Origin of the sequence: Shimia abyssi (genome assembly GCF_003014475.1) — a bacterium.
Classification (GTDB): Bacteria; Pseudomonadota; Alphaproteobacteria; order Rhodobacterales; family Rhodobacteraceae; genus Shimia; species Shimia abyssi.
Genome location: NZ_PYGJ01000023.1, coordinates 1 through 23,478 on the forward strand (window position 1 = coordinate 1; position 23,478 = coordinate 23,478).

At 56.9% G+C, this 23,478-nt stretch carries 13 protein-coding genes and 1 pseudogene; 11 read left to right on the plus strand and 3 right to left on the minus strand.

Features of this window, described 5'->3' with window-relative positions:
- The 7 genes and pseudogenes from CLV88_RS23485 to CLV88_RS21235 all read left to right on the plus strand — a co-directional run.
- Positions 1-96: pseudogene (locus CLV88_RS23485) on the plus strand (IS200/IS605 family transposase); the annotation flags it as partial.
- A 75-nt stretch (positions 97-171) separates the two neighbouring features.
- A complete protein-coding gene (locus tag CLV88_RS21205) occupies positions 172-429 on the plus strand; it encodes a helix-turn-helix domain-containing protein (protein ID WP_207797120.1) in 258 nt (85 codons plus the stop codon).
- Between the two features lie 791 nt (positions 430-1,220).
- On the plus strand, positions 1,221-4,376 hold the full coding sequence (locus tag CLV88_RS21215) for an AAA domain-containing protein (RefSeq protein ID WP_106610414.1): 3,156 nt from the start codon (positions 1,221-1,223) through the stop codon (positions 4,374-4,376).
- Complete coding sequence (locus CLV88_RS21220; protein ID WP_106610415.1) at positions 4,348-6,276, plus strand: coiled-coil domain-containing protein; 1,929 nt, start codon at positions 4,348-4,350, stop codon at positions 6,274-6,276. The genes CLV88_RS21215 and CLV88_RS21220 overlap by 29 nt, the downstream gene beginning before the upstream one ends.
- Positions 6,276-8,282 (plus strand): McrB family protein, encoded by a 2,007-nt coding sequence (locus CLV88_RS21225; protein ID WP_243403754.1) that lies wholly within the window; start codon positions 6,276-6,278, stop codon positions 8,280-8,282. The genes CLV88_RS21220 and CLV88_RS21225 overlap by 1 nt, the downstream gene beginning before the upstream one ends.
- Positions 8,282-9,781, plus strand: a complete 1,500-nt coding sequence (locus CLV88_RS21230; RefSeq protein ID WP_106610417.1) for a hypothetical protein — start codon at positions 8,282-8,284, stop codon at positions 9,779-9,781. The genes CLV88_RS21225 and CLV88_RS21230 overlap by 1 nt, the downstream gene beginning before the upstream one ends.
- Entirely contained in the window at positions 9,778-12,114 is a 2,337-nt protein-coding gene (locus CLV88_RS21235; protein ID WP_106610418.1) for a hypothetical protein, read from the plus strand. Before CLV88_RS21230 ends, CLV88_RS21235 begins: the two co-directional genes overlap by 4 nt.
- Before the next feature lie 412 nt (positions 12,115-12,526).
- On the opposite strand, the gene CLV88_RS21245 is transcribed toward CLV88_RS21235, so the two are convergent.
- The 3 genes from CLV88_RS21245 to CLV88_RS21255 all read right to left on the minus strand — a co-directional run bounded on the left by CLV88_RS21245 (position 12,527) and on the right by CLV88_RS21255 (position 15,129).
- Positions 12,527-13,468, minus strand: coding sequence for an exonuclease domain-containing protein (locus CLV88_RS21245; RefSeq protein WP_106610452.1), 942 nt, complete (start codon positions 13,466-13,468; stop codon positions 12,527-12,529).
- 55 nt (positions 13,469-13,523) lie between these two features.
- Complete coding sequence (locus tag CLV88_RS21250; RefSeq protein ID WP_106610420.1) at positions 13,524-14,363, minus strand: M48 family metalloprotease; 840 nt, start codon at positions 14,361-14,363, stop codon at positions 13,524-13,526.
- 112 nt (positions 14,364-14,475) lie between these two features.
- Positions 14,476-15,129: a HEPN domain-containing protein gene (locus CLV88_RS21255; protein WP_165798972.1), complete on the minus strand. Its 654-nt coding sequence runs from the start codon at positions 15,127-15,129 to the stop codon at positions 14,476-14,478.
- An 82-nt stretch (positions 15,130-15,211) separates the two neighbouring features.
- Between CLV88_RS21255 and CLV88_RS21260 the strand changes: the two genes are divergently transcribed.
- From CLV88_RS21260 to CLV88_RS21275, 4 genes are all read left to right on the plus strand, one after another.
- A complete protein-coding gene (locus tag CLV88_RS21260; protein ID WP_106610421.1) occupies positions 15,212-16,189 on the plus strand; it encodes a helix-turn-helix transcriptional regulator in 978 nt (325 codons plus the stop codon).
- 145 nt (positions 16,190-16,334) lie between these two features.
- Entirely contained in the window at positions 16,335-17,462 is a 1,128-nt protein-coding gene (locus CLV88_RS21265; protein ID WP_106610422.1) for a metallophosphoesterase family protein, read from the plus strand.
- Between the two features lie 3 nt (positions 17,463-17,465).
- Positions 17,466-20,069, plus strand: coding sequence for an AAA family ATPase (locus CLV88_RS21270; RefSeq protein WP_106610423.1), 2,604 nt, complete (start codon positions 17,466-17,468; stop codon positions 20,067-20,069).
- Positions 20,066-23,380 carry a TM0106 family RecB-like putative nuclease gene (locus CLV88_RS21275; protein WP_106610424.1) on the plus strand — a complete coding sequence of 1,105 codons (3,315 nt, stop codon included), beginning with the start codon at positions 20,066-20,068 and terminating at the stop codon, positions 23,378-23,380. Before CLV88_RS21270 ends, CLV88_RS21275 begins: the two co-directional genes overlap by 4 nt.
- The last annotated feature ends 98 nt before the right edge of the window (positions 23,381-23,478 follow it).

The following is a 23,478-nucleotide window of genomic DNA, read 5'->3' on the forward strand; positions in this document are numbered from 1 at the left end:
TATTTCTCGACCACCTCAGGAAATGTCACCGACGATGTCATACTTCAGTATTTGGAACTGCATTCCAAAAGGAAACCTACCGGCGTCAGCCGGTAGTGGTTTAGTTTTCAATTGAATCTAGGCCAATCTAGTTTCATTTCCTGTCACGGAAAGCGCCTTGGCGCAGCCGATGTGACTCCAGCCTACCTTTCAAGGGTAGAGCGTGGAGAAGTCGGTCCGCCGGGGGAAGAGACGCTGGTCAAACTGGCGTCTGATCTCGGAGAGGATCCCGATGTCCTGCTTGCGCTTGCGGGTAAGGTTTCGGCAGATCTTCGGGCCGCAATTGTCGCGCGCCCGAAACTGTTTGCAGACATGATCCGGCAGCTTCGCGACATGCCCGACGAGGCAGTGATACGAATTGTTCGAGAATTCAAAGACGGCAATTGGTAAGCTGAAGGAGACCACATGCTTACTCTTGAAAACGACGATATGATTTTCCGCTTCCCAGACTTGGGGGACGACGCGAAATTCTCGATAAACTTCCGACGCACATTGCGCATCCCGGATACGGAGGAAAACTATGGATTGCCACCGGGCTTGGGTCGCTTTCCCCGTGCGCCACGCAGAGGACTACAGGGATGGGCTAGCCTGCACACACGGTTGAACGGGGTATCATTCGGCAATTTGTCGCCATGCCGTTAGGTGTTCCACCCCAGGTGATCATATCTCTCCTCGGAGATAGGCCCTCTTCATGGCCAGATCGGTTCTAAGGGACGTTCGGGACGGGGGCAAGACATGCCGGTCCATCTTCACAAACAAGCGACAACGACTCCGGAGGTTCGGGCGTCCATCCAGGCGAGTGACGAGCCAGCGTCGTCCCTGGCGGAGAAGTTTGGCGAGATCGAGCAGAACGTCTACAAGTGGAGGCATCGCGACAGCGTCGAAGATCGCATCGTCGTAGTTGGCTTGTTTCCATATCGACCTCCTTGCCTCAAAATTAGGGGTCGAAGCGTCTACAAATCTGGGGGCACCTAAAACAACACCAACACGCATTGCGTGCATTCTTTGATCTACATCAACCAAATCTTGTCGGTCATCACTATTGTCGCTACAATTGCGACCAATTCGCCAGGGGACTGGTCGCTTCGTTAACCACTGGCGCCTTTTCGAAAGTGTTCGTCACGTAAACACAATCAACAGAGATCAATAGCCTCTAGCTGATAGGCTAGAGGAAGAGTTTTTTGAGCGCAGTACTAAAAACAATCGAAGCATTTCCCAGAGGGCGAACCGGCAATGAGCTTTATGCTCTGTTGGACGTCAACTTTACGGCTGCCAAGCGGGAAGAAATCCTCGCCGAACTCTTAGCATTGCAAAAACAAGGTCTGGTGCAGCTCGGGCACGATAATAAATGGCGTGCAGCAAGCAGAACCACTGCCAAACCTGCACATCAGGAACCCAGCTCAACAGGCACCGATGCCCAGCCAGACACAGACATCTTAGTTGCATGTCCCGCGCATTTTTTGACCGAGCGTGATGAGGCAATACTGACCCCCGGCGTAGACGATTTTGAAGGCAAGATCGATCCCAATGCACTTTTGAAATATTATCGGGCCGCACTGCAAAGCGATCCGCGCGGCTCCCTAACCCAAGCCGAAGACCGACATGGGACAGCCTACCAACTGTTGAGCGGCGTAGGCGATCCGTTTCCTGAGACAGATCATATAGGCATCATCCGCGTTAAGCTCGACCATTTGCCCGACAGCTTCAGAGAGGCTCTCACCCGCCGTGAAGCCAATGATCCAGCCTTGGCCGTTGGGTGGCCAATTGCAATCGGAAAAAAGTCTGGCGCGCCGGCTATCAGACCCGTTGGCCTGGTCGCCGCAACCTGGAGCCGCAACGATGACGATCTGATAATAGACATCGAAGCAGACGACGTGATGGTGAACCCGGACTGGGTCAAATCAGCAACGGCTGGGACAGCTTGGTCTGCGACCAACCTAGCCAAAGTGTTCGCAGGGCAGGGCGGCGCAGGCCTCGAGCGAAGTGACTTTCTTGCACGTTTGCGCGAAGCCTCCGCAAAATCCATCAGAGGGCATATCACCGGCCGCAATTTTGCCACGCAAGTTGACCCAATGGACGAAGGTATTTTTGACGCTTTGGGGCTGTTTTTACCTACGGAAAGCCCCTTCACTGCTGGCGCTGTGCGAAATCTGGACGAAATCTCAAGTTGGGATCGGGAAAAGATCTCGCGGACAGCTCTTGGCCCCCTGATTGGCCTCGCCCATGAGGGTGAAATGCCCGAGACACCACCGGTTAATGTCGGCCCGCTGAACCATGAACAGATCCGCGCGGTCGCCAACTCTACGTCACACCCGCTTTCCGTTGTGACTGGTCCACCCGGAACAGGAAAAAGCCAAGCAATCGTTGCTATCGCGGCGACAACTATGCTGCAGGGCGGTTCGGTTGTTGTTGCATCGAAAAACCATCAGGCACTGGACGCAGTCGAAGAACGCCTCGCGGCCATTGCTCCGAAGGTTCCATTTGCCGTGCGGACTCTGGATCCAAAGAACGACATTGACCAGAGTTTGAAACAAGCGGTTTCGGACTTAGTGAATGACCCCGGCTCGGCAGGGGCTGCAGCTGATGCTTTGCTTGTAATGCAGCTATCTGCTTTGGCGGAGCGACGACTATCCGCGCTTGAAAAAGTAGAAGAACAGAGGCGCCTGCAGGTTCAGCTTGCGAAGTTGAACGAAACAATTCTTTTGCGTGGGGATGGCGTGCCTTCTGTAACTGATCCCACGGACTCCACTGTGAAAGCGGGCCTACTAAGGCGGATTTGGGCATGGCTGTTTTCAAGACGCAAAAAAACGTTGCCAGCTGCTGAAGCCTCATTGAAAACGGCGTCCCTCAAAGACCTGACCCAATCCGTTGAAAACATACGAACCAAAGCGACTGAATTGGGAGATCCCGAAGACCCAGTTGCCCTAACCAATGAAATTGAAGCCTTGGCACAATCTGTGTTGCGACAACACCTCGGGGAACGATCTTCGCTGAGCGAGGAACAACGGCTCAATCTTTCTAGAGAGAACGACGATTTGGAGCTGCACGGCAGCTCGGCCATGTCTCGCAGCATCGCTGAAATGGTTCTCTATCACCGCCCTCTCTGGCTCGCCTCCGTTCTAGGAACGCCAAAGCGTATCCCTTTGTATGAAGGTCTGTACGATTTAGTGATTTTTGACGAAGCCAGCCAATGCGATATAGCCTCAGCTTTGCCTCTTCTTGCACGCGCGAAAAGGGCCGTGATCGTCGGTGATGACCGGCAGCTTGCCTTTATCTCGCAGATAGGTGTCAAACAAGATCGCAACCTGATGGCCGCCAACGGCCTGCCCAGCCGAGGCACGGGCCGGTTTTCGCAGGGGCGCAAAAGCCTGTTCGATCTTGCACGCAGCACGCCTGACGTTCCCGCAGTCATGTTGCGGGATCAGTACAGATCGGCAGAAGGAATTGTTGGGTACATCAACGATTTGTTTTATGGCGGAAAACTAAGAGTTTCGGCCAACATGGATTGCATGAAGCTGCCAACGGGGCGCAAATCTGGTCTCGCCTGGGCCGATGTGCCCGCTCCTGCAGTGCCATCCCATGGAACCCAGAACATCAACTCGGCGGAAGTGCAGGCCGTCACCGCTGAAGTCAAAGATCTGCTGCTCAGCAAGGGTTACAACGGCTCCATCGGTGTGATCGCCCCATTCCGCGCACAAGTCCAAGAACTGCAAAAATCTCTCAAAGCGACAATTCCGACCGAACTTTGGCAAAAAGCTGAACTACGTGTTGGCACGGTCGACGGTTTTCAGGGACAAGAACGCGATCTCATCCTGTTCTCACCAACGGTGCACAGCAAGATCAGATCAACCGCAACAACCTTTCTGCAACGTGACTGGCGCCGCCTGAACGTCGCAATCAGCCGCGCAAGAGCGATCGCACATGTGTTTGGCGATCTCAACTATGCCAGATCCGGCCAAATCAAACAGCTTCAAAGCCTCGCCGCACGCGCAACAGAGCCGCGCGTAGTTTCCGTCGGTGAAGGCGTTTTTGACAGCGATATTGAACGGGTCGTCTTTCATAAACTGAAAGAGCGCGGATTGGACCCAAAACCACAATACGACATCGCGGGCCGGCGGTTGGACTTTGCCCTGTTTGGCGAAGGCGGCATCAAGCTGGACCTCGAAGTCGATGGACGCCACTGGCACCAGGATGCCGACGGCAATCGAAAATTGGACGATCACTGGCGTGATCACCAGATGCGTTCACTGGGCTGGAAAGTTCAGCGTTTCTGGGTGGATGAATTAATGCAGGATATGGAGGGATGCCTTGACCTCGTCGAACGACAACTCGGCTAATCAGATGCCGATACCCCAAGAATGGCGCAAATCGCGTACGTTTACATGGCTGGCGGTTACAGCCTCGATAGGCGCTGTGGCAGTGTTCGGTTTCCTGCTGTTGAAAGTGAACCTGCTTGAAACAGAATATGGAGAGATTCGCGGTAACAAAGAGCGGATCTTGCGCGAGATTGATAACCGGCAAGAGCAACACGCCGAGCTCTTGGCTAAAATTCAAAAGCTCGAGACCGATAAATCCGGGCTTGAGGATGATCTGGCAAAAGCACGGGTCTTGCAGCGGCAGCTTGCAACACTTCAAGAGGGTGTCACTTCTGCCGAAACAACTCTTAAGGCCATGACCGGCGACATCACCGAAGCCGACCGGAAACTGATGGAGACAGAGTCCGTCGCGTCAGCATTGGAAATAGCGCGCGCCGAACAAGATGACCTGGTCACCAAGAAAGACCGGTTGGCTGCAGAAATAGCGAGCCTTCAGCGCGACGCTGACAACGCGAAAGACGCTGCGAGAGAAGCCAGAAACGCGCGCGACCAGCTGCAAGATGAAGTTGATGACTTGCAAGCGAAGAAGCGAGACCGGGATGAAGCCCTAGACGAGACTGCCGCGGCAAAAGCAGAACACGACGCGAAGAAAAAGCTTCTGAATCAGATCTCAAAGGAAGCTTCCGAAAAAGACGCTTTGGCAGATGAGGCGGAACGTCGTGTCACGCAAGCCGAAAAGGATCTTTCCTCTCTGAGTGCCCGGATCAGCTCTGCACGCAATGAGCTGGAAACGAAACGAAATGAGGCCAGCGCCGAGGCGGCTCGCCTTGCTGGTTTGGAAAAAGATAGAGAGAACCTCGACGAACAAGTTGACGCTCTGAGAAGCGAAGAAGCGCGTCTGAAACGATTTGTCGAGAGCAACACTGACGCAGAAGCGCAGCTCAACAGCACTCTTCAAGAGTTGCGAGAAAAGGATGGGCGGCTAGGCGAGTTGGAAGCCCAGATAAGCTCTTATCGAGATGACCTTCAGGACGAACAGGCCAACGTTGCTACAGAGAACGCGAAGCTTGCGGCCCTACGTCAAACCCTGTCTGCCGTTGAATCCGAGCACGCCAAAGCGGTTGAAGAACTCAGCTCCGTTACGACTGACATCCTGGGAAAAGCTCAATCACTGGAGCAGCTCGCAAAAGATTTGGCGGCAGTCAAAGCAGATCTAGTTTCTGAACGGGCGCTGCTGGAGCGAAAGCGCAGCGACCGGATCTCCGAAGAAGCACGGCTTGCCGGATTGCAAGAAAAGGCTGCGAACCTTCTGCCCAAGGTTACCGAACTGGGGGAGGTGGAAACGAACCTGACCCAAAAGCAGGCCGAGTTGGAAACCGTTGCAATCGCTTTAAAGTCAGCTGAATCCTCGCTGGTTTCTCAAATTGCGAAGACTGAGGCTGAACGGACACGCCTGACCGCATTGCGCCAGCAAGCAGGTACTGTTTCGGACGAGGTTGATGACTTGAGATCAACAAAAATCACTCTCCAGACCGAAGTCGAAAAGCTGCGACTCGAAAAGGCAAACCTTGAGGCGTTACAGCAAGAGCAGGTCACCTTGAAAACAGACATTGCAAACTTGTCTGGGCGGAAGGGTGTGCTTGACCAAGAAATCAGTGAAGCAGCGACGACTCTCGCCGATGTCGAAGGCAAGGTTGACGGTTTGAAAGATCGCCTGCGGTCTCTGGAGGAAAAAGAGGTGGACTTGAAATCCCGGATCACAGAACTGGAAGCCGCTCAAGAAGCCCGTCGCCTGTCTCTTGAAGGGGAAATCCGCGTTTTGGAGAATGAGAAGGCAGCGCTGCAAGAGACCGTTGCCAAACCAGATAGCGATTCACGAGAAGAAGTTCCGGATACGGCCAAGCCTGAAGGAGATGAATGATGGGATCTCTACTACTAACTGTTCTTATCTCGGGCTTTGTCCTGCTAGCATTGGTGATCATTATGGTGATCGTTGCAGCCAGGGCCGACCATGCAAACACGCTGAAGCCGCCGCTCGCGACACTAGGTGAAATAGATGCCCAAATCCGCGGCAAGTACACAACGCTGGATGATCTAGAGGCCGAGCTGCAAAAGCGCCGCGATGCGATTGGGAACCTCGCAGATGTCCAAGCGGAAGTTGATGCCCTTATCCGACAGAAAAATGAGGTGCTGGGAGAATGGCAGCAACTCGAAGACCGCCGCCAAGAAATTCTGGCTCTGCGTCAGGAAACAGACGAGGCGCACACAGCTTTGGCCGGTGCAACACGTGATTTGAGTGCGAAGGCGTTGGAACTGGAGCAGGTTGAGGCTCGGTTGCAAAAGGCCGAAAGACTTGTTGCGCAAATCGCTGATCTGGAAGCAGACTATTCACAGCTTGAGCAATCCGTTGCCGAGCTGCGAGGCGAGCTGTCCGACTTGCAAACTCTGCAAGCCCGCGAAAGTGAACTACGACAAAGTATCGAGCGGTTTGAACGCGACAGCGCCCGTTTAGAAGGCGAAATCGAAAGCGTCCGCAATCGTCGCCAAGAGGCCGAAGAAGGTGCACGCACGGCGCAAGGGCGACTAGAGGACATCAAAGCTGACTACACAGAGGAAGCGGCCAATCTGGCATCCCAGCGCACCGAGTTGACCAAAATCGAGTCGCAGCGCCTCGAGCTTCTTACGCAAATCGAAACCCTGAAGGACAAAGCGGATGTGGCTGGTGGCGTCGGGGGGCGCGGAGACGACCCATTAGCGGTACTCAAGTCGCTCCCACCAGTCCTTGAAGGTGTTAGGAAATGGCCTGAACATGCAGCGAACGAGCTGGAAACTGATGCGCTTCACCGCGTTTCGGTTCACATGAATGCATTGGGGTTGGATTACCATTCCCGCGTCATTCGCGCCTTTCACACCGCAATGAAAGTGAATGAAACGACACAAATGGCGGTGTTGGCCGGGATTTCTGGGACCGGCAAAAGTCAGCTACCGCGCCGTTACGCACAGGCCATGGGGATCGGTTTCCTTCAGGTACCAGTTCAGCCTCGTTGGGACAGCCCACAAGACCTGATGGGGTTTTACAACTACATCGAAAAGCAGTTCAGGCCTACCGACCTCGCCCGGGGACTGTACCATTTGGACAAATGGAATGGCCCAGATGAGAGCCGGGATGTGCAAGACCGGATGATGCTGGTTCTCTTGGATGAAATGAACCTCGCTCGTGTCGAGTACTATTTCTCGGATTTCTTGAGCCGATTGGAAAGCCGTCCCGGCATTGATCAATCCGACCGTGAAGAGCTGAGAAAAGATGCCGAACTCGAGCTGGACATTCCCATGCCAAAAGGCGATCCAACACCACGCATTTTCCCCGGCTACAACGTCCTGTTTGCCGGCACCATGAACGAAGATGAAAGCACCCAGTCGCTTTCGGACAAGGTTGTGGACCGTGCAAATGTCATGCGCTTTGCTGCCCCGAAAACAATCCAGGCAGGGGTAGGGCAGGGGCCACAAGTAGATCCCAAAGCACTCTCACGCCGCCAATGGCGCCAATGGGTGAAAAGCACAGATGCGCTTGGACCAGATCGGGGACAGGTAGAAGCTCACGTCGAAAAGATGGTGGGTCATATGACAGAACTTGGTCGCCCCTTCGGTCACCGATTAGGCCGTTCCATGATTGCCTATGTCGCCAATTACCCGCAAGATGGCGGGCGTCTGAATATCCCGACCGCTCTGGCCGATCAGGTAGAGATGCGGCTTCTTCCCAAATTGCGTGGCGTCGAAATGGACACCTCGGACGGCGCCTTCGAGCAACTTTCGGAATACGTGCAAAGAGACCTAAACGATACGGTCCTTGCCGAAGCGATCCGCAGCTCTGCCGCGGCAGCGACTGAGGATACAGGGCAGTTCGTCTGGCGAGGAGTCACGAGGTAATGAACCTTGTTAGGCGCCCCTGGTCGCTTCGCTCGGAAGGTGTAGAGGAGGCCGTTTTCGGCCCCGAAGACTGTCTTCTTGGCGACTCGTTTTCCCAAACTGACCGCAAAAGCAGGCACACTAGGCTTTTGTCGCTCGGCAATCGGGAATTGCGGCTGTTTCCCTATCCTAAAAAGGGCAGTGCGGACTTTCCTGTCCAGATTTCGGGTCTTCCGGCGCGTCCAAAAATCGGACTGGAACCCAAAACCCCCGAGGAAACGATTGCGGTCGAAGTCTCGGGACGGATGCATCGCGTCCTTGCCCGTATTGAAGAGCTGGAGGGCGCGCTTGATGATCCTGAAAACCTGTGGGAAAGACTACAAACTGCTTGGGATCGCGCGGAAGACGAAAGTAATCCCCGCATGGCCGAAATCGTGCGGCAAGCGGGCCATATCAAGCCGCATCTGCTGGAATTGGAAAAGCGTATCCGCCGGGTGCTGCGGCGCAACCGAGAGTTGACGCCTCTGGACCGTGTTCAGGAAATGGATCGCGCGTCGATGCTGTGGATGGTGCGCCAACCTGGCCGCAACACCGCCGAGCGGGCGGGGGCCGACCAGCGCGTTCTTGCTATTGTCCGTCACGAAAATTTTGACACGCTCGAGAACAGAGTTTTCCACGCCTATCTCAAGTTAGCGTCGCATTTTGCGCGTCAATGGATCCGCGAACACAAACAGGCGCAAAGTAGCCAACGTTTTAGGTTGGTCGAGGACTATTACAGACTTTGCCGACGGTTAATCCGCGAGCTGAAAGAAATGGGTGTATCGGTCGCACCGCCAGGCATCACGGCAAACTATGTGCTGATGGAAGACAGAGCCTATCGCGCGGTCAATGAAGCGTGGGATCGGTTGCTGCGCCAGGATAAGGCAGAGGATGAGCTATGGGCTTGGCAAGCCGAGAGCTGGACGGACTTTTGTATTCTCGCTGTTACACTTGCCCTGTTCGGCCTGGATGAGGCGAAACTGATCTCGCAGGCACCGCTGGTCTGGATGGATGAGGCCATGCAAGGGCGAAGGTTCCTCCACGACCGGCCGCTGGCCGTGTTTTGGCTGCGCGAAAGCGACCGGATTGTTGAAGTTCAAGCGAGGCCCGAGAAGATTTCGAAGCTCCAATTTGCGGCGCGGGCCAATCTGTGGCTCCGTATCATTGATCTGAAAACAGACGCCATCCCGCGACGCATACCTGTTTGGACACCGCATTCCTTCAACAGAATGTCCCCCGAAATCGAGGCAACGAATGCCGCGACATTGGTTCAAATGCTCCGCAATCAGCCAGGTCAGGAGATTTTACGAGAAGGGTTGATTTTGATACCTGCACATGGCGTTGCAGAAAGCAGCGAGGCGATTTCTGGTGGTGGCCGCGTCCTGGCCATATCAATGGATGCGCGTGGGGAAACACTCAAAGAAGGCAAAAGGGTTTTGGCAAGCTTTGTGCAAACTTGCATTCAAGGGGGCGAGGCATGAAACGTCTTGTCGGCTATGATCTGAATGGCTGGAGCGATTACTCAGCCCGAAACTGGCTCCAGGTGCCTGGTCAGGTAGCCATAGAAGGCCAGGAACAGACAATACACGGCGGCGTTGGTGGCGTCGTGGTGACGGTCAGAGAAATCCCGAATGGCGACAAGTTCGTCGGAGGCATGCAAGCGCTGCGCGCACCACATGGCAGAGGCGCGGGTTGGGGAGATGTTGGCGCAGAAGAAAGCCGCTCCCCCCTGTTGCAATTGTTAGAGAGCCCTAATGACCATCTGGGCAAAATTTCCAGCGCCCTTAGTGCAATGGGAGAGGCGCGCCGAGCAACCGCCGTCCTTTCGATCCCTGATATCCCTGCATTTGGTGAAGATCACCAGGACGCACTCTTCAAATGTTTGCAAACCCTTCGACCCAGTAGACGGCTTCTGGTCTGGCGACCTGTTCTTGCCGTCTTGGCCGCTCTTGACGATTGCCCCGACCTGCCATGGGAAGACATCAAAGATATTGGAGTTGTGATCCATACGTCGCAAGGTTTCTCGTCGCAGAAGTTGCAGCTCCGCAAGGAAAAACTCTTTGCGCCCGAGAGGCGCTTCCCCGGTCGCCACCATGAATGCGATTTTGGGCTGGAAACGCTGTTGCGGCAAGCCAATGACGTATTAAAAGAACAATCCACGACTCCCCGCAAAACCGAGCATATAGAAACATCTCAGCTGCCTTGGAAACTGGCGTTGGGTCACAAGTCTGTCGCAGAGCCCCTCAGACAGTGGAATGGATCTTGGGAAGTTGTTTCACCACCGGACAAGCTCGCGCTCCGTGATGCTGCCATTCCCGAAGCCCTTGTCGAGCATCTGAAAGGATGCCAGATTATTCTGTTCCAAACCCCGGCTGTCGGTTTGGTAAGCGATTCAATAGCCCAGAAATTAGCAGCGCAATTCAGTGGTGATGTCCATTGTCTGAGACCTCAGGCCATTGCCCATGGCGCCCTGAAAGCGGCGCAACGTCTGTCCAAAAACCAACCGGTTTACTATGACTTCCTGCCTCAGATTTCGACCATCGTTCAGGATACAGAAGGTGCCAAAAACTACGACCTTATCCCGCCGAACGCATTGTTGCCTGCAGGAAAGCCCTATCGCAGTAGTCAGCCCGCCCAACTAGGATTGTTGGCCGGCACGAAAGAAATCAAAGTGCATCTCAAGAAAGAAACCGATGCAACGCCACGCCGCGCTGTAGTCACGCTGGCAACATCCCCCGTGGCCAATACACCTGTCGAATTGCACTTACAGCAAACACCAGCGGCTGGCAGTGCACAGCTCACTTTGGTTTCTGAAGCCTTTTCTGGGCCGCTCATCGTGGATTGGCAGAAAGCAACTGAACTGGATCAAGGTTGGGAAGAGCTTATTGAAAGCCTGAAACCTGAAAAGCCAACCGTGCCAAAACGATTGGTTTTACCTGTGGGCATGGGCACATGGCTAAATCAAGATAACAGACCCGGTTTGGCGGACATACTGACGCAGGAACTCTCCAAAATGAAACCTAACTGGCATGCGCTAACCGCGAAGCTATCCAGTCGAACCAATGGAGAGTTCCCTATTTCAAGCGATGGCGAATTTCCCGGTGAGTTACCCCAGTCCGTCATATGTCAGCTTGGCGACGCGATCAGCCTCGCCGAACAGGATATTCGCGAACGCCTTGCAGGAAGAGGGACTATAAACAACCAGTCTTTGCGGTTTCTGACCTGGCTGTTTCACATGTGCCCGGAATGGATTGTTCCACATCTTGTGGATGGTGCAGAGGCAGCAACCGGTGCGCATTTTTTTGTTAAATCCGGCGGTTCACGTGGTCTTATGTTGCAGGGGATCGGCAGGACGGCCAGAGACCCAGAAAACCAGAGACGTGCCTTCGAACACCTTTTGGCATTGCCCATGAAACGGTGGAAAAAGGATCAGATCGCTTGTGCATCTTTCCTCTTATCGCGCACAGACACCGCGCCCATGTTGCTTGAACGCAACGAGGTTGAGTTCCTTGCCGAAGTCGCTGAGGCGAAAGTTTTAGAGGCCGTTGGGAGAGAGTTCACATCGGCCTACATCTATGGCCCTTTCTTGTTGGTCGGGCTAATACGTTGGCGGTTGCGCGACCCTTGGGCCCTCGTTGTCGGCAGGGACCCGATCGCCGACCGCTTATTAGCCGCCACACGAAAACTGATGGCTCATTTGTCCCGTGATGTCCGGCAAAACCGATACCACCTCGTTTTGGAACAAGTCTGCGAGGAGCTGGAAGGGCAGGGAAGCAACCCTGACATTCTGATCGACATCAACAACATGATCTAGGTGCGCATGCACAGAGAAAAGCACCAGCTTGCGGGCGTCACATCTAAGTCAAAGCCCGCCAAGACCTTTCCAAGGCGGGCTAGCTTTTCCATATTCAATGACAAAGTAACTATGTAGCGCGCGTCGCGGCGAGTGATGAGATAACATGTTCCGGGTTCTCCCGCCATTGGGCGACAACATCCGTGACCGCAACCACCTAGGTTTTCTGCCAGACGGCATTGGCAATGATCTTACGCGGGAAACGGAAGCCCTTGAACCTCGGAATGTCGGTAGGAGTTTTTATTGCCGCTGGCTAGCGGAAACAAAACTGGCGAGCAATTTGGCAATGCCGCTGAACCTTGTCTAAGGTGTGGCCCGAAGACGAGAAGTGGAACGGTTGGGGTTTCTTCGATTGGAGGGCTTTGCGAGTGGCCTATGAGTTTAACATCGCGAGGAATGTGCTTTCGGTGATTATCCCAATCTTTTGTCCTTGCAATGACAACTCTTCAGCGCGGCGATGTTTGCTGCTTTTGTCGTGGCCGTTCAGAAGGGTCAGATCCTGATCGCCAACGACCAACAAAGTTGTTTTGCCAGACACGGTGTTTCGGACGGTGACACCCGCATCGGCGGCCAGTTTGGCTGCGTCTGTGCGGGACATGGACAGGGATCCGGTAAAGCAGGCGACATGCCCATGCAGCGGGCCATCTTGACGCCCTTCCAGGGAGGGGGTGGCCAGAAATTTGCGCGAGGCCTTCCGCTTGGGGGCGGCCAGATCCTGAAGCGTCAGGCCGGTGCGTTCCTCGGCCAGCAGCACGACTTGCGCCGCTGCACGGGCGTCTTCTTCGGCATCGTGGTGCTGGAACTCGAGGCCCAGCTCGACTTTGAGATTGGCCAGCCCATGTCCGCCATTGCCTTTGAACTCGGGCCAGGCGCGACGCGCCATGGTGACGCTGTCATGCCAGGTCAGGTCTGGTACCGAGAGGCCGTAAGCATGACAGGCGCTTTCGATCGCACGCTTGTCAAAGGCGCTGTGCTGCACAAGCGGCTGGCGCGAGAGAAGCTCCTGGAAACCCGAGAGGAACCATTCAAAGTTGGGCTGCCCCTGAACGCGGACCGCGTCGATGCCGTGCAGGTTCACGTTGAAGCTGTCGAAATGGGTTTCAGGATCAATCAACGTCCCCAAAGACATGACCGGTCCCTGTACAGGCACACAGGCCAACCCGATCTGGCAAATGCTGGAAGAGTCACTGTTGGCCGTTTCCACATCCAGAGCGATAAAGCGGAATGTTTTGTCGAACAAACTAGGTTTTTCGGTTACTGGCACATCGGGGGCGATTTGGCCCCGCGCGCCACGCAGGAAGTTTATCAGGCTCATGCTGTCCATCGTGTTTGAGTTGGGAGCCCCCCTTATATACTTGGGGGCTCTCACTTTACTGGCCTTTCTTCTTCTCGATTTCGGCGACTGTGGCCAAAACTGTCGCGATGCGTTTTTCGTCGGGGGGATGGGTGCCCCAGAAACTGAGTTGACCATTTGCCTCTTTTGGATTTTCAGGCCGGGCAAAGAAAAGTGAACCTTTAACTGGATCATAGCCCGCCCACATAGCGATGTAGGTTCCCAGAACGTCTGATTCCAGTTCATAAGTCTGGCTATAGACGTGACCACCTGCTGCGGCCCCGAGCATCACGGCGTTGTTAATGTCCTGTTGTTTCAAATGTTGTGGTGTGCTGGTGTCATATGCTGCAGCGTAGGCCATCAAAGACCCCGCGATGATTGCGCCAACCGCAGCTTGCTGTTCTTTCTTTTTGATGTGTTGTGCCAGGTGGTGCCCAACCTCGTGGCCCATCACAAAGGCCAATTCGTGCTCATTGCGGGCGTCTGCAATCATTGGCAACGTAAAGGTTACAAGCGGATTACCAGCCCGGTCGTAGGTCTGGAATGCGTTTCGATTGGGCATTTCGGTGTCCACCAGAATTTGGATGTCGCAGTTAAATCCCTCGCGATCAGCAGTGAGCTTGCGACAAAACTCTTCGGCAACGGGTTCGACTCTACGAGCGACCCGGTTGAACTGAGAAGCCGCGGCACTTGCCGAAAGCCGATTGCCAGCGCGTTGAGTCGCCTGGTTCTGTTCTTCGGCGAACATCGCACTGGCCTGACTTGAAAAAGTCGGGTCGGCCTTGGGGACGGAGTAGGTGGTACCGCAAGCGGCCATCAACGCCAAAAGCGTTCCCGCAGTCACAAGCCTCAAAGTTCTTCGAGTTCCAATTTTCATTTGATTTTTCCGCGCAATTGATCTTTGCGCGCAGACGTACCTTAGGGCAGGCCTCGATACTTGTGAGGCGTTGCCAAAATCTTGCTTAATCCGGTCAAAGCCGATCGCACTGTCACCCCTCAACCACCGGATAGAAGGGTTTGCCCCAATCTTCGTGGGCGTTGTCCATCATCAGGTCGATGAACACAGGCACAAGATCAGAGAGGATTGCGACTGCGTCGCGCAATTGTTCGCGGTTGACCGAGCTGTTCCAGGTGGCGCCACCGTGGATTGTCTGATTTCGCAACACATAGAGCCGGTCGAACAGCATGGACAGGATGGTGACCGTGTCCGTTTCGGACACCGCGCGGGAGAACCGCGCCTGGGCGGAGTCAAACCGGTCTTGCCAGTTTTCGTATCCGGCCACGCCGTTGTGATATTTCCAAAAGGGCGAGAACACGTATTGGTTTCCCAGAAAGACGCGGATCGGGCCGGTAAACTTGGTCCAGACGGCGTTGTAGATGTGGTTTTTGGCATCGAAATCGGACAGGCGCTGAAAATAGTCGCGGAAAACTTCGCGCTCGTTCAGATCAAAGCTGTCCTGTTCAGCGGCATAAGCTGCGTTAAAGGCTACCCAGTAGAATATGAACGCCGCGTCCAGATCTTCGGTTTCTTGTTCGGCGCGGCCCAGCCAGCTGATGGCACGATGCACCCTTAGTCCGAAATCGCTGGGAAACTGATCGCGGATGGCACGCTGGCGGGTTTTAAGGGTGTCATAAACAAGCATTCTCAAAAGACCTTTTGTTTTTGATAACTTAATCTGGCGCTTTTTGGCGTCAGGTGCAATATTCTTTGGCAGGAGGCAGGGGATGTCATTCGAAAAGGCCAAAGACCTGTTGCGGCTGGCGGATATGGCAGCGGCGCGGCACCGCGGTGTGTGCCTGAACGAGATCACCGCAGAGTTCGGGGTTGCACGGCGCACAGCGCAGAGGATGACGCAGGCCCTGGCCGAGGCATTCCCGCTGTCGGTAGAGGTCCACGAAGATCCCGATCGCACCCGTCGCTGGGCGATGAAGCCGAACCCGTTATCGTCGATGGCGCTGACCGGGGCGGATGAGCTGGAGGCGCTGGATGTGGCGCTGTCGCGGCTGGATGACCCCGCGGATGAACGGCAGAGAACTGCATTGTCAGCCCTGCGGGAACGGTTGCTGGCTAAGCTGACACCTGCCGAAGCGCGCCGCGCGGAAGCGGATGCCGAGGCCTTGCTGGAAGCCTATGGCATGGCGGCGCGGCCTGGCCCCGTGGCGCGGGTGGAAACGGGGGTGGTTGCAGCGATCTCTGAGGCCCTGCGCGGGCCGTTTCGGTTGTTGATCCGCTACAATGGCAGCCAAAGGTTGGTGGAGCCTTATGGGGTGCTGCTGGGGGCGCGGCGGTATCTTGTGGCGCGGCAACCGAACAAAGACGAGACGCTGCGCCATTTCCGGCTGGACCGGATCGAAGAGGCCGGCGTCACTGAGGAATGGTTTGGTCGCGACGAAGGGTTCAGTCTGGAAGAGCACGCAAGCCGGGCGTTTGGATCGTACCACAACGATGCCCAGTACCGCGATGTGATCTGGTGGTTCGATGTCGGGGCGGTCGAGCGGGCCCAGTCCTGGGAGTTTCACCCGGGTCAGAAAACACGGCTGCTGGAGGATGGGGGGCTTGAGGTGCGGTTTCGCGCCAGTGGATGGCTGGAAATGGCCTGGCATCTTTATCAATGGGGGGATTGCGTAGAGGTGATTGCACCAAGGGAACTGGCCGATATGGTTCATGCGGCCCGCCGGGACGATTTCGACGCACTTCCCTGATGATGTTTCACTTTTGTTCCGCATCGCAAGTGTTTTCTGAAAGCAAAGGGTCCACACTGCGACAGGTTTTGACACCCTTTGGGCGCAAATTGAGTCGGGTTGGCACCAACGGGTGCGATTCTGTTAGGACGAAGGGATTGATTTCATGACCGAATTTACATTTGTGCACACATCCGACCTGCATTTGGGCAAAGGGTTCGGGCAGATGCCAGACGAGCTGCGGGGGCGGTTGATCGAGGCACGGCACGAAGTTCTGGCGCGTCTGATCCAAGTCGCGCGCGCGCATAACGCCGGACATGTCCTTGTGGCTGGTGACATGTTTGACAGCACCGGCCCCTCAGAAGGGGTGCGCCGACAAGCGGCGACCGCCATGAGTGCGTCAGAGGATTTGCAGTGGTGGATCATTCCGGGCAACCATGACTCGCTTCAGGGAGAAGAGTTGTGGGCCGCGTTTGACAGTGAGAGCGGTGACAATGTACATGTCTTGCGCGAGGCTGCGACGCTCGAGATAGAACCAGATGTCTATCTGTTGCCTGCGCCCTTGCCACGTCAGTTTCCCGGTGTCGATCTAACAGGCTGGATGGCCGATGCGGACACACCCGAGGGCGCTTTGCGGATTGGCCTCGCCCATGGCGGTGTCGTGTCGTTTGGCGAAGATTTTGACAGTTCGGCCCTGATCCCGCCGGATCGGGCAAAGACCGCGCAGTTGGATTATCTGGCGATGGGGGATTGGCATGGGTATCTGCCTGTCGGAGATCGCACCTACTATTGCGGCAGCCCCGAAAGGGATCGGTTCAAGCATAACGGGCGCGGTGCCTGTCTGGTTGTTACCTTGGCCGGGAATGGTGCCACGCCAAAGGTCGAAAGCGTCGAAACAGGCCGGTTTGACTGGCGCTTTGCCGATTTGCCGTTGAACCCCGGCATGGATGCTGGGGCCGAGTTGGAACGGCTTTTGCCTGCGGATCGGGCTGTACGACGGGACGTTTTGGTGCAGCTTCACGCGACCGGGTTTCTGCGGATGGCCGAACGTGGTGCCTTTGACGAGGCACTCCAGCAGGCGGAACCGGATTTTGCCCGCCTGATCCTGCAGGACGAAGAGCTGGCCACCGAATACGAAGTTGGCGATCTGGATCTGATTGCTGTGAGTGGCGCGTTGCGGGCGGCGGCCGAGGATCTTCACAACGAGACACAGAACACCGACCTGTCAGCCGAAGATGCGCGTGTGGCACAGGCCGCGCTGAACCGTCTTTGGTCACTGGTCAAGGAGGGTTGAGCCATGAAAATCACGGCAATCACCTTGCAAAACGTGCGGCGCTTTATCGAGCCGGTCCGGATCGGTGGGTTCGGGGCGGGTCTGAATGTGCTGGCCGCACCGAATGAACACGGCAAGTCGACCTTTTTTGATGCCATTCATGCGGTGTTCTTTGTCTCGCACCGATCCAATGACAAAACAGTCAAGGCGCTGACGCCGCGGGTGGGGGGAGACCCCGAAGTCTCGGTCGAGTTCGAGGCCGAAGGCGCGGGCTGGCGTCTTGAGAAACGCTGGTCCGGTTCCGCCAGCCGCAAGGATGCGAAACTGTGGCGCGATGGCGTTCTTGTTGCACAAAAATCCGAGGCCGAAGAACAGCTGTCGGGGTTGCTTAAGCCGCCGTCTGACGGGGGGCCGGCGGGTCTGTTGTGGGTCCGGCAGGGCGTCGTAGAACTGGAGAGCGGCGGCGAGGAGCAAATGGCGCGGCGGGACATCATGACCTCGGTTGCGGGCGAGGTCGAGGCCATGACCGGTGGACGACGCATGGAAACGGCGCTGGCGAAATGTGCCGCGTTTCTGGGCCTGCATCTGACCAAGACCGGTAAGTCCGCACAGGGTGGTGCGCTCAAGGCGTGCGAGGGCGAAGTTGATGAGCTGATCCTGCGACGTGATACGTTGAAGGACGATGTGCGCAGGTTGCAAGGTGATCTGGATCGACGCCGGCAGGTACGGCGAGAATTGGAGGATTTGGAGGCGCCCGAAGCCTTTGATGTACGTGCAGAAGCACTGGAAAAGGCCGTTGCAGGTTTGCGCGCAGCAGAAGAATACGACCAGAAAGTACAATCGGGCGAGGACAAGCTGGGCCTGCTCTTGGCTCGGGCGGACAAGGCCGACAGCAAGAAAGTGGCGTTGCAAAGGGCACTGGCCGAAAAGGCATTGGCCGTCAAAGAAGCCACCGAGGCTGCAGAGAATGCCGCGCAGGGCAGGGCAAAGCATGAAGAGGCGCAAGCGCAACTGGATGCCGCGCAAACTGACCATGACAAGGCGACCAGAGAGGCCGACGCGGCGGCCGAGGTTTTGCGTCTGTCGCATCGGGTGGAACGGGCGGCCTCGACCGAGAGCCGCCGCAAGGATCTGACGGGCCGTATCGTGAAGGCAGAAGGGTTAACCAAGACCATCAAGGCGCTGCAAAACGACCTGTTGCAGGGGGTGTCCGCCCATACGCTACGTCAGTTGGAACGTCTGGCCACAGATCTGGCGGTTGCAACGCGCAGCCGTGACAGCGCGGCCTCGGCGTTCAGCGTAACTTATTCCGGCGCGGGCAAGGTCCGTCAGGATGGAACCCCAGTCACAGAAGGGGTGCGCCATGCGGTGACCGGTGCCGTTTCACTGGAACTGGACGGGATCGGCCAGCTAGAGATCTCGCCTCCCGAAGGGGTTGATGATGGCAGCGTGGCTCAGGCCGGGGCGGCTCTGACCAAGGCGTTGGGTGCCGCTGATGTGGCCACACTGGCGGCTGCGCAGGCGTCCTATGAAACGCGCAAAGTGGCCGAGGCAAAGCTGCAAGAGGCGCGTGCCGACCTAAAGGCATTTGCCCCCGAAGGGGTTGAGGTGCTGCGCGAGGAATTGGCGGGATTGCCAGAGCCGGTCGAGATTACAGGCACCGTGACGGATGTGGCAACTGCCGAAGCCGCTGAGGCCGAGGCGCGGCAGGCACGGGATGCGGCGGCGGTTGCGCTCGAAGGCGCGCGCACGACAGTGCAAACCTTGCGAGAAACCATGTCGCGGGCCGAAGCACTGGCTGAAACCGCAAAAGAACGCACCACGCGCGCCGATCAGCCTTTGATCGGGTATGGGGACGCAGAGGCGTCCTTGCAAGCCCTGCAAAGTGACGTCGACGCCGCGACGGTCGAGATCGCGACCGCCAAGACCGAGCTGGAAGCGTTGCGCGGGGTCGCCCCTGATCTGGCGACGGCACGGGCGGCTGACACGCGAGCTCGGTCGGTGATTGAAGCGGCCGAGAAACAGATCAACCAGCTGCGCGAAGAACGCGCCGCCTTGGGATCTCGGATTGCGGTGATTTCCTCGGCTGCGCTCGAAGAAGAGCTGGCCCTTGTTGGTGAGCGGCTTGAGGATGCGCAAAGCCGGTTGGCGCGTATCCGGTTCGACATCGCGGTCTATCAGCGCCTGCAAGCGGCCTTGAGAGCCGCGCAAGATAGCGCCCGAGAGAACTATGTCGCGGCGGTTCATAAAGAACTGGTGCCGCTCTTGCGGATGATCTGGCCGGATGCCGAGCCCGAGATTGATGCCGATACGGGGCTGATTACCGCCATCACACGGCGCGGCCAGCAAGAGGATTTCGAGGGGCTGTCCGGCGGCACGCAGGAACAGATTTCCCTGCTCGTCCGTTTGGCCTTTGCCCGCATTCTGGCGCAAGATGGCCGGCCAGCGCCGGTCGTGCTGGATGACGCGATTGTCTATACCGATGATGACCGGATCGAGCAGATGTTCAATGCGTTGACCCGCCAGTCCGAAGATCTCCAGATCATTGTGTTTTCGTGCCGCCAGCGGGCGTTTCGCAGGTTGGGTGGCACAACGCTGTCGATTTCCCGAATTGAGAAGGTCGCATGAAACGCGATCAGGGAACAATCCGCCTGTCCGCTTCGGACCTGATGCGGTTCATGGCTTGTGGTCATGCCTCGGCGCTGGATCTGTTGCGCTTGCAGGGCAGGGGGTCTGATCCGGTTGAGGACAGCGCCGATGCGCAACTGGTGCAGCAACAGGGCGACGATCACGAGGCGGCTTTTCTACAGGACCTGCATGAACAGGGCCGCAGTATCATCGAGGTCGAGACAGATGGCGTGCCGTTCGATCAGGCCGTTTCTGCGACGCTTGCCGCGATGCAGGCTGGCCCAGAAGTGGTGTTTCAGGGCGCTCTCGAGGGTGGCATGTGGGGCGGCTACAGTGATTTCCTTGAGCGTGTGGAAGTGCCCTCAAACCTAGGGGATTTCAGCTATGAGGTGACGGACACCAAGCTAAAGCGCAAACCGGCGCCGGGGCATGTGTTGCAGCTGGTGCTGTACTCCGATCTCTTGGCCGAGGTACAGGGCGTGATGCCGGAACATGCCCATGTGCAGCTGGGCAATGGCGAGAGGTTTACGTTTCGCCTGTCGGAATATGCCGCCTATGCCCGTGCAGCGCGAAAACGGCTTGAGGCGTTTGTTGCAGAACCAGAAGATACCAAACCGGTGCCTTGCAAAACCTGTGGTCTGTGCCGCTGGCGCGAACATTGCGGGCAGATTTGGCTGGACGAGGACAGCCTGTTTCAGGTGGCCGGTATCTCGCGCACACAAGTGAAGCGGTTTGAGGATGATGGGGTTCTGACCATGGCCGCGCTTGCCACTCTTGACCGCAAGGTGCCGCGCATTGCCGGCGCGACACAAGACAGGCTGGTGGTGCAGGCGCGTCTGCAAACCGTGCGCAAGGCCGGTGGTCCGCCTGTGGCTGAACTGCGCCCAAAGGCCGAGGGCAAGGGGTTTGACCTGATGCCGCGTCCCGAGGCGGGGGACCTGTTTTATGACATCGAGGGCGATCCATTTTACCGAGAGGGAGGAGCCGATGGTCTGGAATACCTGCACGGGGTGTGGGATGGAGCCGGGTTCACAGCACTTTGGGCGCATGACCATGCGGCGGAAAAACAGTCTCTGATCCAGCTGTTTTCGCTGTTCTCGACCCGGATTGCGACCTATCCGCAGACGCGCATCTATCACTATGCCCCGTACGAGATTACCGCGCTGAAACGGCTGACCACGCAATATGGCGTGGGCGAGGCGCAGTTGGATCGCTGGCTGCGCGAGGGTCGCTTTGTTGACCTCTATGCCGTGGTGCGGGGCGGTATTCTGGCCTCTGAGACGAGCTATTCCATCAAGGATATGGAGGCGTTCTACGACATTCCGCGCACCGGCGAAGTAACCACCGCTGGCGGGTCTGTTGTGGCCTATGAGGCGTGGCGTGAGAGCGGTGATGAGTCGATTTTGGACGAGATCGAAGAGTATAACCGCGTTGATTGTGTCTCGACCGAATTGCTGCGCGATTGGCTGTTGGGGATGCGCCCAGAGGAGGCTGTGTGGAAAGACCTGGGCGAGGCGGCGTCCGAAAAGGTCGAGGAGGCAAAGGCAGACGTTGACGCGCTGCACGAGATGATAATGGGGTCAGACCTGCCCGAGGACCGCCAGAAACTGTTGTATGATCTCGGTGTGTTTCATGATCGCGAAGGCAAACCCGCCGCCTGGGCCGTGTTCGATGCGGCCGAAAAACAGTTCGAGGACCTGTGCGATGATCTGGAATGCATCGCCGGGTTGCGGGCGCAAGCGCCCGTAACGACTGTGAAACAGTCGCTCGCGCGACTTTACAAATACCCCTATCAAGAGACCAAGCTGCGCGCCGGTAGCACCGCCAGTGTTGCCTTGGGCGACGGGGGCGTCGTTGGCGTGAGCATTCTGGAGCTGGATCGCAAGGCGCGCACCGTGACCCTAAAGGTTGGTAAGAAGAACGCCGATGTGCTGCGTGACTATGTGGATTTGTTGCCAAACTTTGCGATCAATCCGAAGCCCATCCCCTCGGCTATTCACGCGGTTATCGCCGACCAATGCGGTGCAGGGGTCAACACGGCGGCTGAGGATCTGCTATTACGCAACACGCCGCGGTTTGCCGACGTTTCCCCTTTGACGGGGGAAGGCGAGCCCGTGCAGCAATTGATCGATGCCGTTGGCGCGATGGATGGCACTGTCTTGCCGGTGCAGGGCCCTCCGGGGACGGGCAAAACCTATGTCACCGCACGAGCCATTCTGTCGCTGGTGCGGCAGGGCAAGCGGGTGGGCGTGACCTCTAACAGCCATGATGCGATCCGCAATGTGCTGATGGGCTGCATTGATGCGCTGGAGGATGACGACATTGACCTGACGGTGCAGGATGTGACCATCGCCCACAAGGACAAGACCGGGGCGGGGCCGCTGCCCGAAGGGTATCAGGAAATCATCCAGACCAAACAATCCGGCGACGCTTTGCACGGCTCGGCGCAGGTGGTGGGTGGCACCGCGTGGCTGTTTGCGCGCGCTGAGCTGGCCGATACGTTTGACTATCTGTTTGTGGACGAGGCGGGGCAGGTCAGTCTGGCTAATGCGCTGGCGATGACGCAGGCAACGAACAATCTGGTTCTGGTGGGCGATCCGCGCCAGCTGCCCCAAGTGATCCAAGGGTCGCATCCGCATCCTGCAAACCTGTCCTGTCTGGACTGGATTATGGGCGATGACGTGGTCGTTCCTGCCGGTCGCGGCCTCTATCTGGACACGACACGGCGCATGCACCCTGCAGTGACGGACTATATCTCGGGGCAGTTTTATAGCGACACGCTCAAGGCGTATGAGGACACGTTGCGTCAGGCGGTCACCTCCGAAGGGCTGCCCAACGCAGGCGCGTTTTTGGTTCCGGTGGCCCACGAAGGTCGCGCGCAGGATTGCCCCGAAGAGGTGACCGCGATCCGTGACATGATTGCGCGACTGTGCACAGGCACATGGACCGACAAAGACGGCGCGACACGCCCCATCACAGCCCGCGACATCATCGTGGTCGCGCCCTACAACGCCCAGGTTAACCTGCTGGCAGACGCGCTGGACGGGATCAAGGTGGGCACGGTGGACCGGTTCCAAGGCCAGGAAGCGCCGATCGCGCTGATCTCGATGACAGCAAGTTCGGCTTTAGAAACCTCGCGCGGTTTGGATTTCCTATTGTCCCGCGAACGCCTGAACGTCGCCATCAGCCGCGCCAAGGGCCTGAGCCTGATCTTTGCCTCGCCCGCGCTGGTCGCGACCCCGTGCGAAACAGTTGAACAAATGCGGTTGGTCAATGCGCTCGCGGCGTTGGAGGAGATGGGCGCGACGTGACAAATGCTTGCGAGTTTCGGTCAATGCCAATTTGGTTAGCTATGCTGGTATTGAAGATCTACTGCCTGATCCCTTGATTGATCCAAAGGGAAGAAAAA

Excerpts from the sequence above, each read along its gene's own strand:
- CLV88_RS21225 (WP_243403754.1), top strand. The coding sequence starts at position 6,276 with ATGGGATCTCTACTACTAACTGTTCTTATCTCGGGCTTTGTCCTGCTA.
- CLV88_RS21230 (WP_106610417.1), top strand. The coding sequence starts at position 8,282 with ATGAACCTTGTTAGGCGCCCCTGGTCGCTTCGCTCGGAAGGTGTAGAG.
- CLV88_RS21235 (WP_106610418.1), top strand. The coding sequence starts at position 9,778 with ATGAAACGTCTTGTCGGCTATGATCTGAATGGCTGGAGCGATTACTCA.
- CLV88_RS21245 (WP_106610452.1), bottom strand. The coding sequence starts at position 13,468 with ATGAGCCTGATAAACTTCCTGCGTGGCGCGCGGGGCCAAATCGCCCCC.
- CLV88_RS21250 (WP_106610420.1), bottom strand. The coding sequence starts at position 14,363 with ATGAAAATTGGAACTCGAAGAACTTTGAGGCTTGTGACTGCGGGAACG.
- CLV88_RS21255 (WP_165798972.1), bottom strand. The coding sequence starts at position 15,129 with ATGCTTGTTTATGACACCCTTAAAACCCGCCAGCGTGCCATCCGCGAT.
- CLV88_RS21260 (WP_106610421.1), top strand. The coding sequence starts at position 15,212 with ATGTCATTCGAAAAGGCCAAAGACCTGTTGCGGCTGGCGGATATGGCA.
- CLV88_RS21265 (WP_106610422.1), top strand. The coding sequence starts at position 16,335 with ATGACCGAATTTACATTTGTGCACACATCCGACCTGCATTTGGGCAAA.
- CLV88_RS21270 (WP_106610423.1), top strand. The coding sequence starts at position 17,466 with ATGAAAATCACGGCAATCACCTTGCAAAACGTGCGGCGCTTTATCGAG.
- CLV88_RS21275 (WP_106610424.1), top strand. The coding sequence starts at position 20,066 with ATGAAACGCGATCAGGGAACAATCCGCCTGTCCGCTTCGGACCTGATG.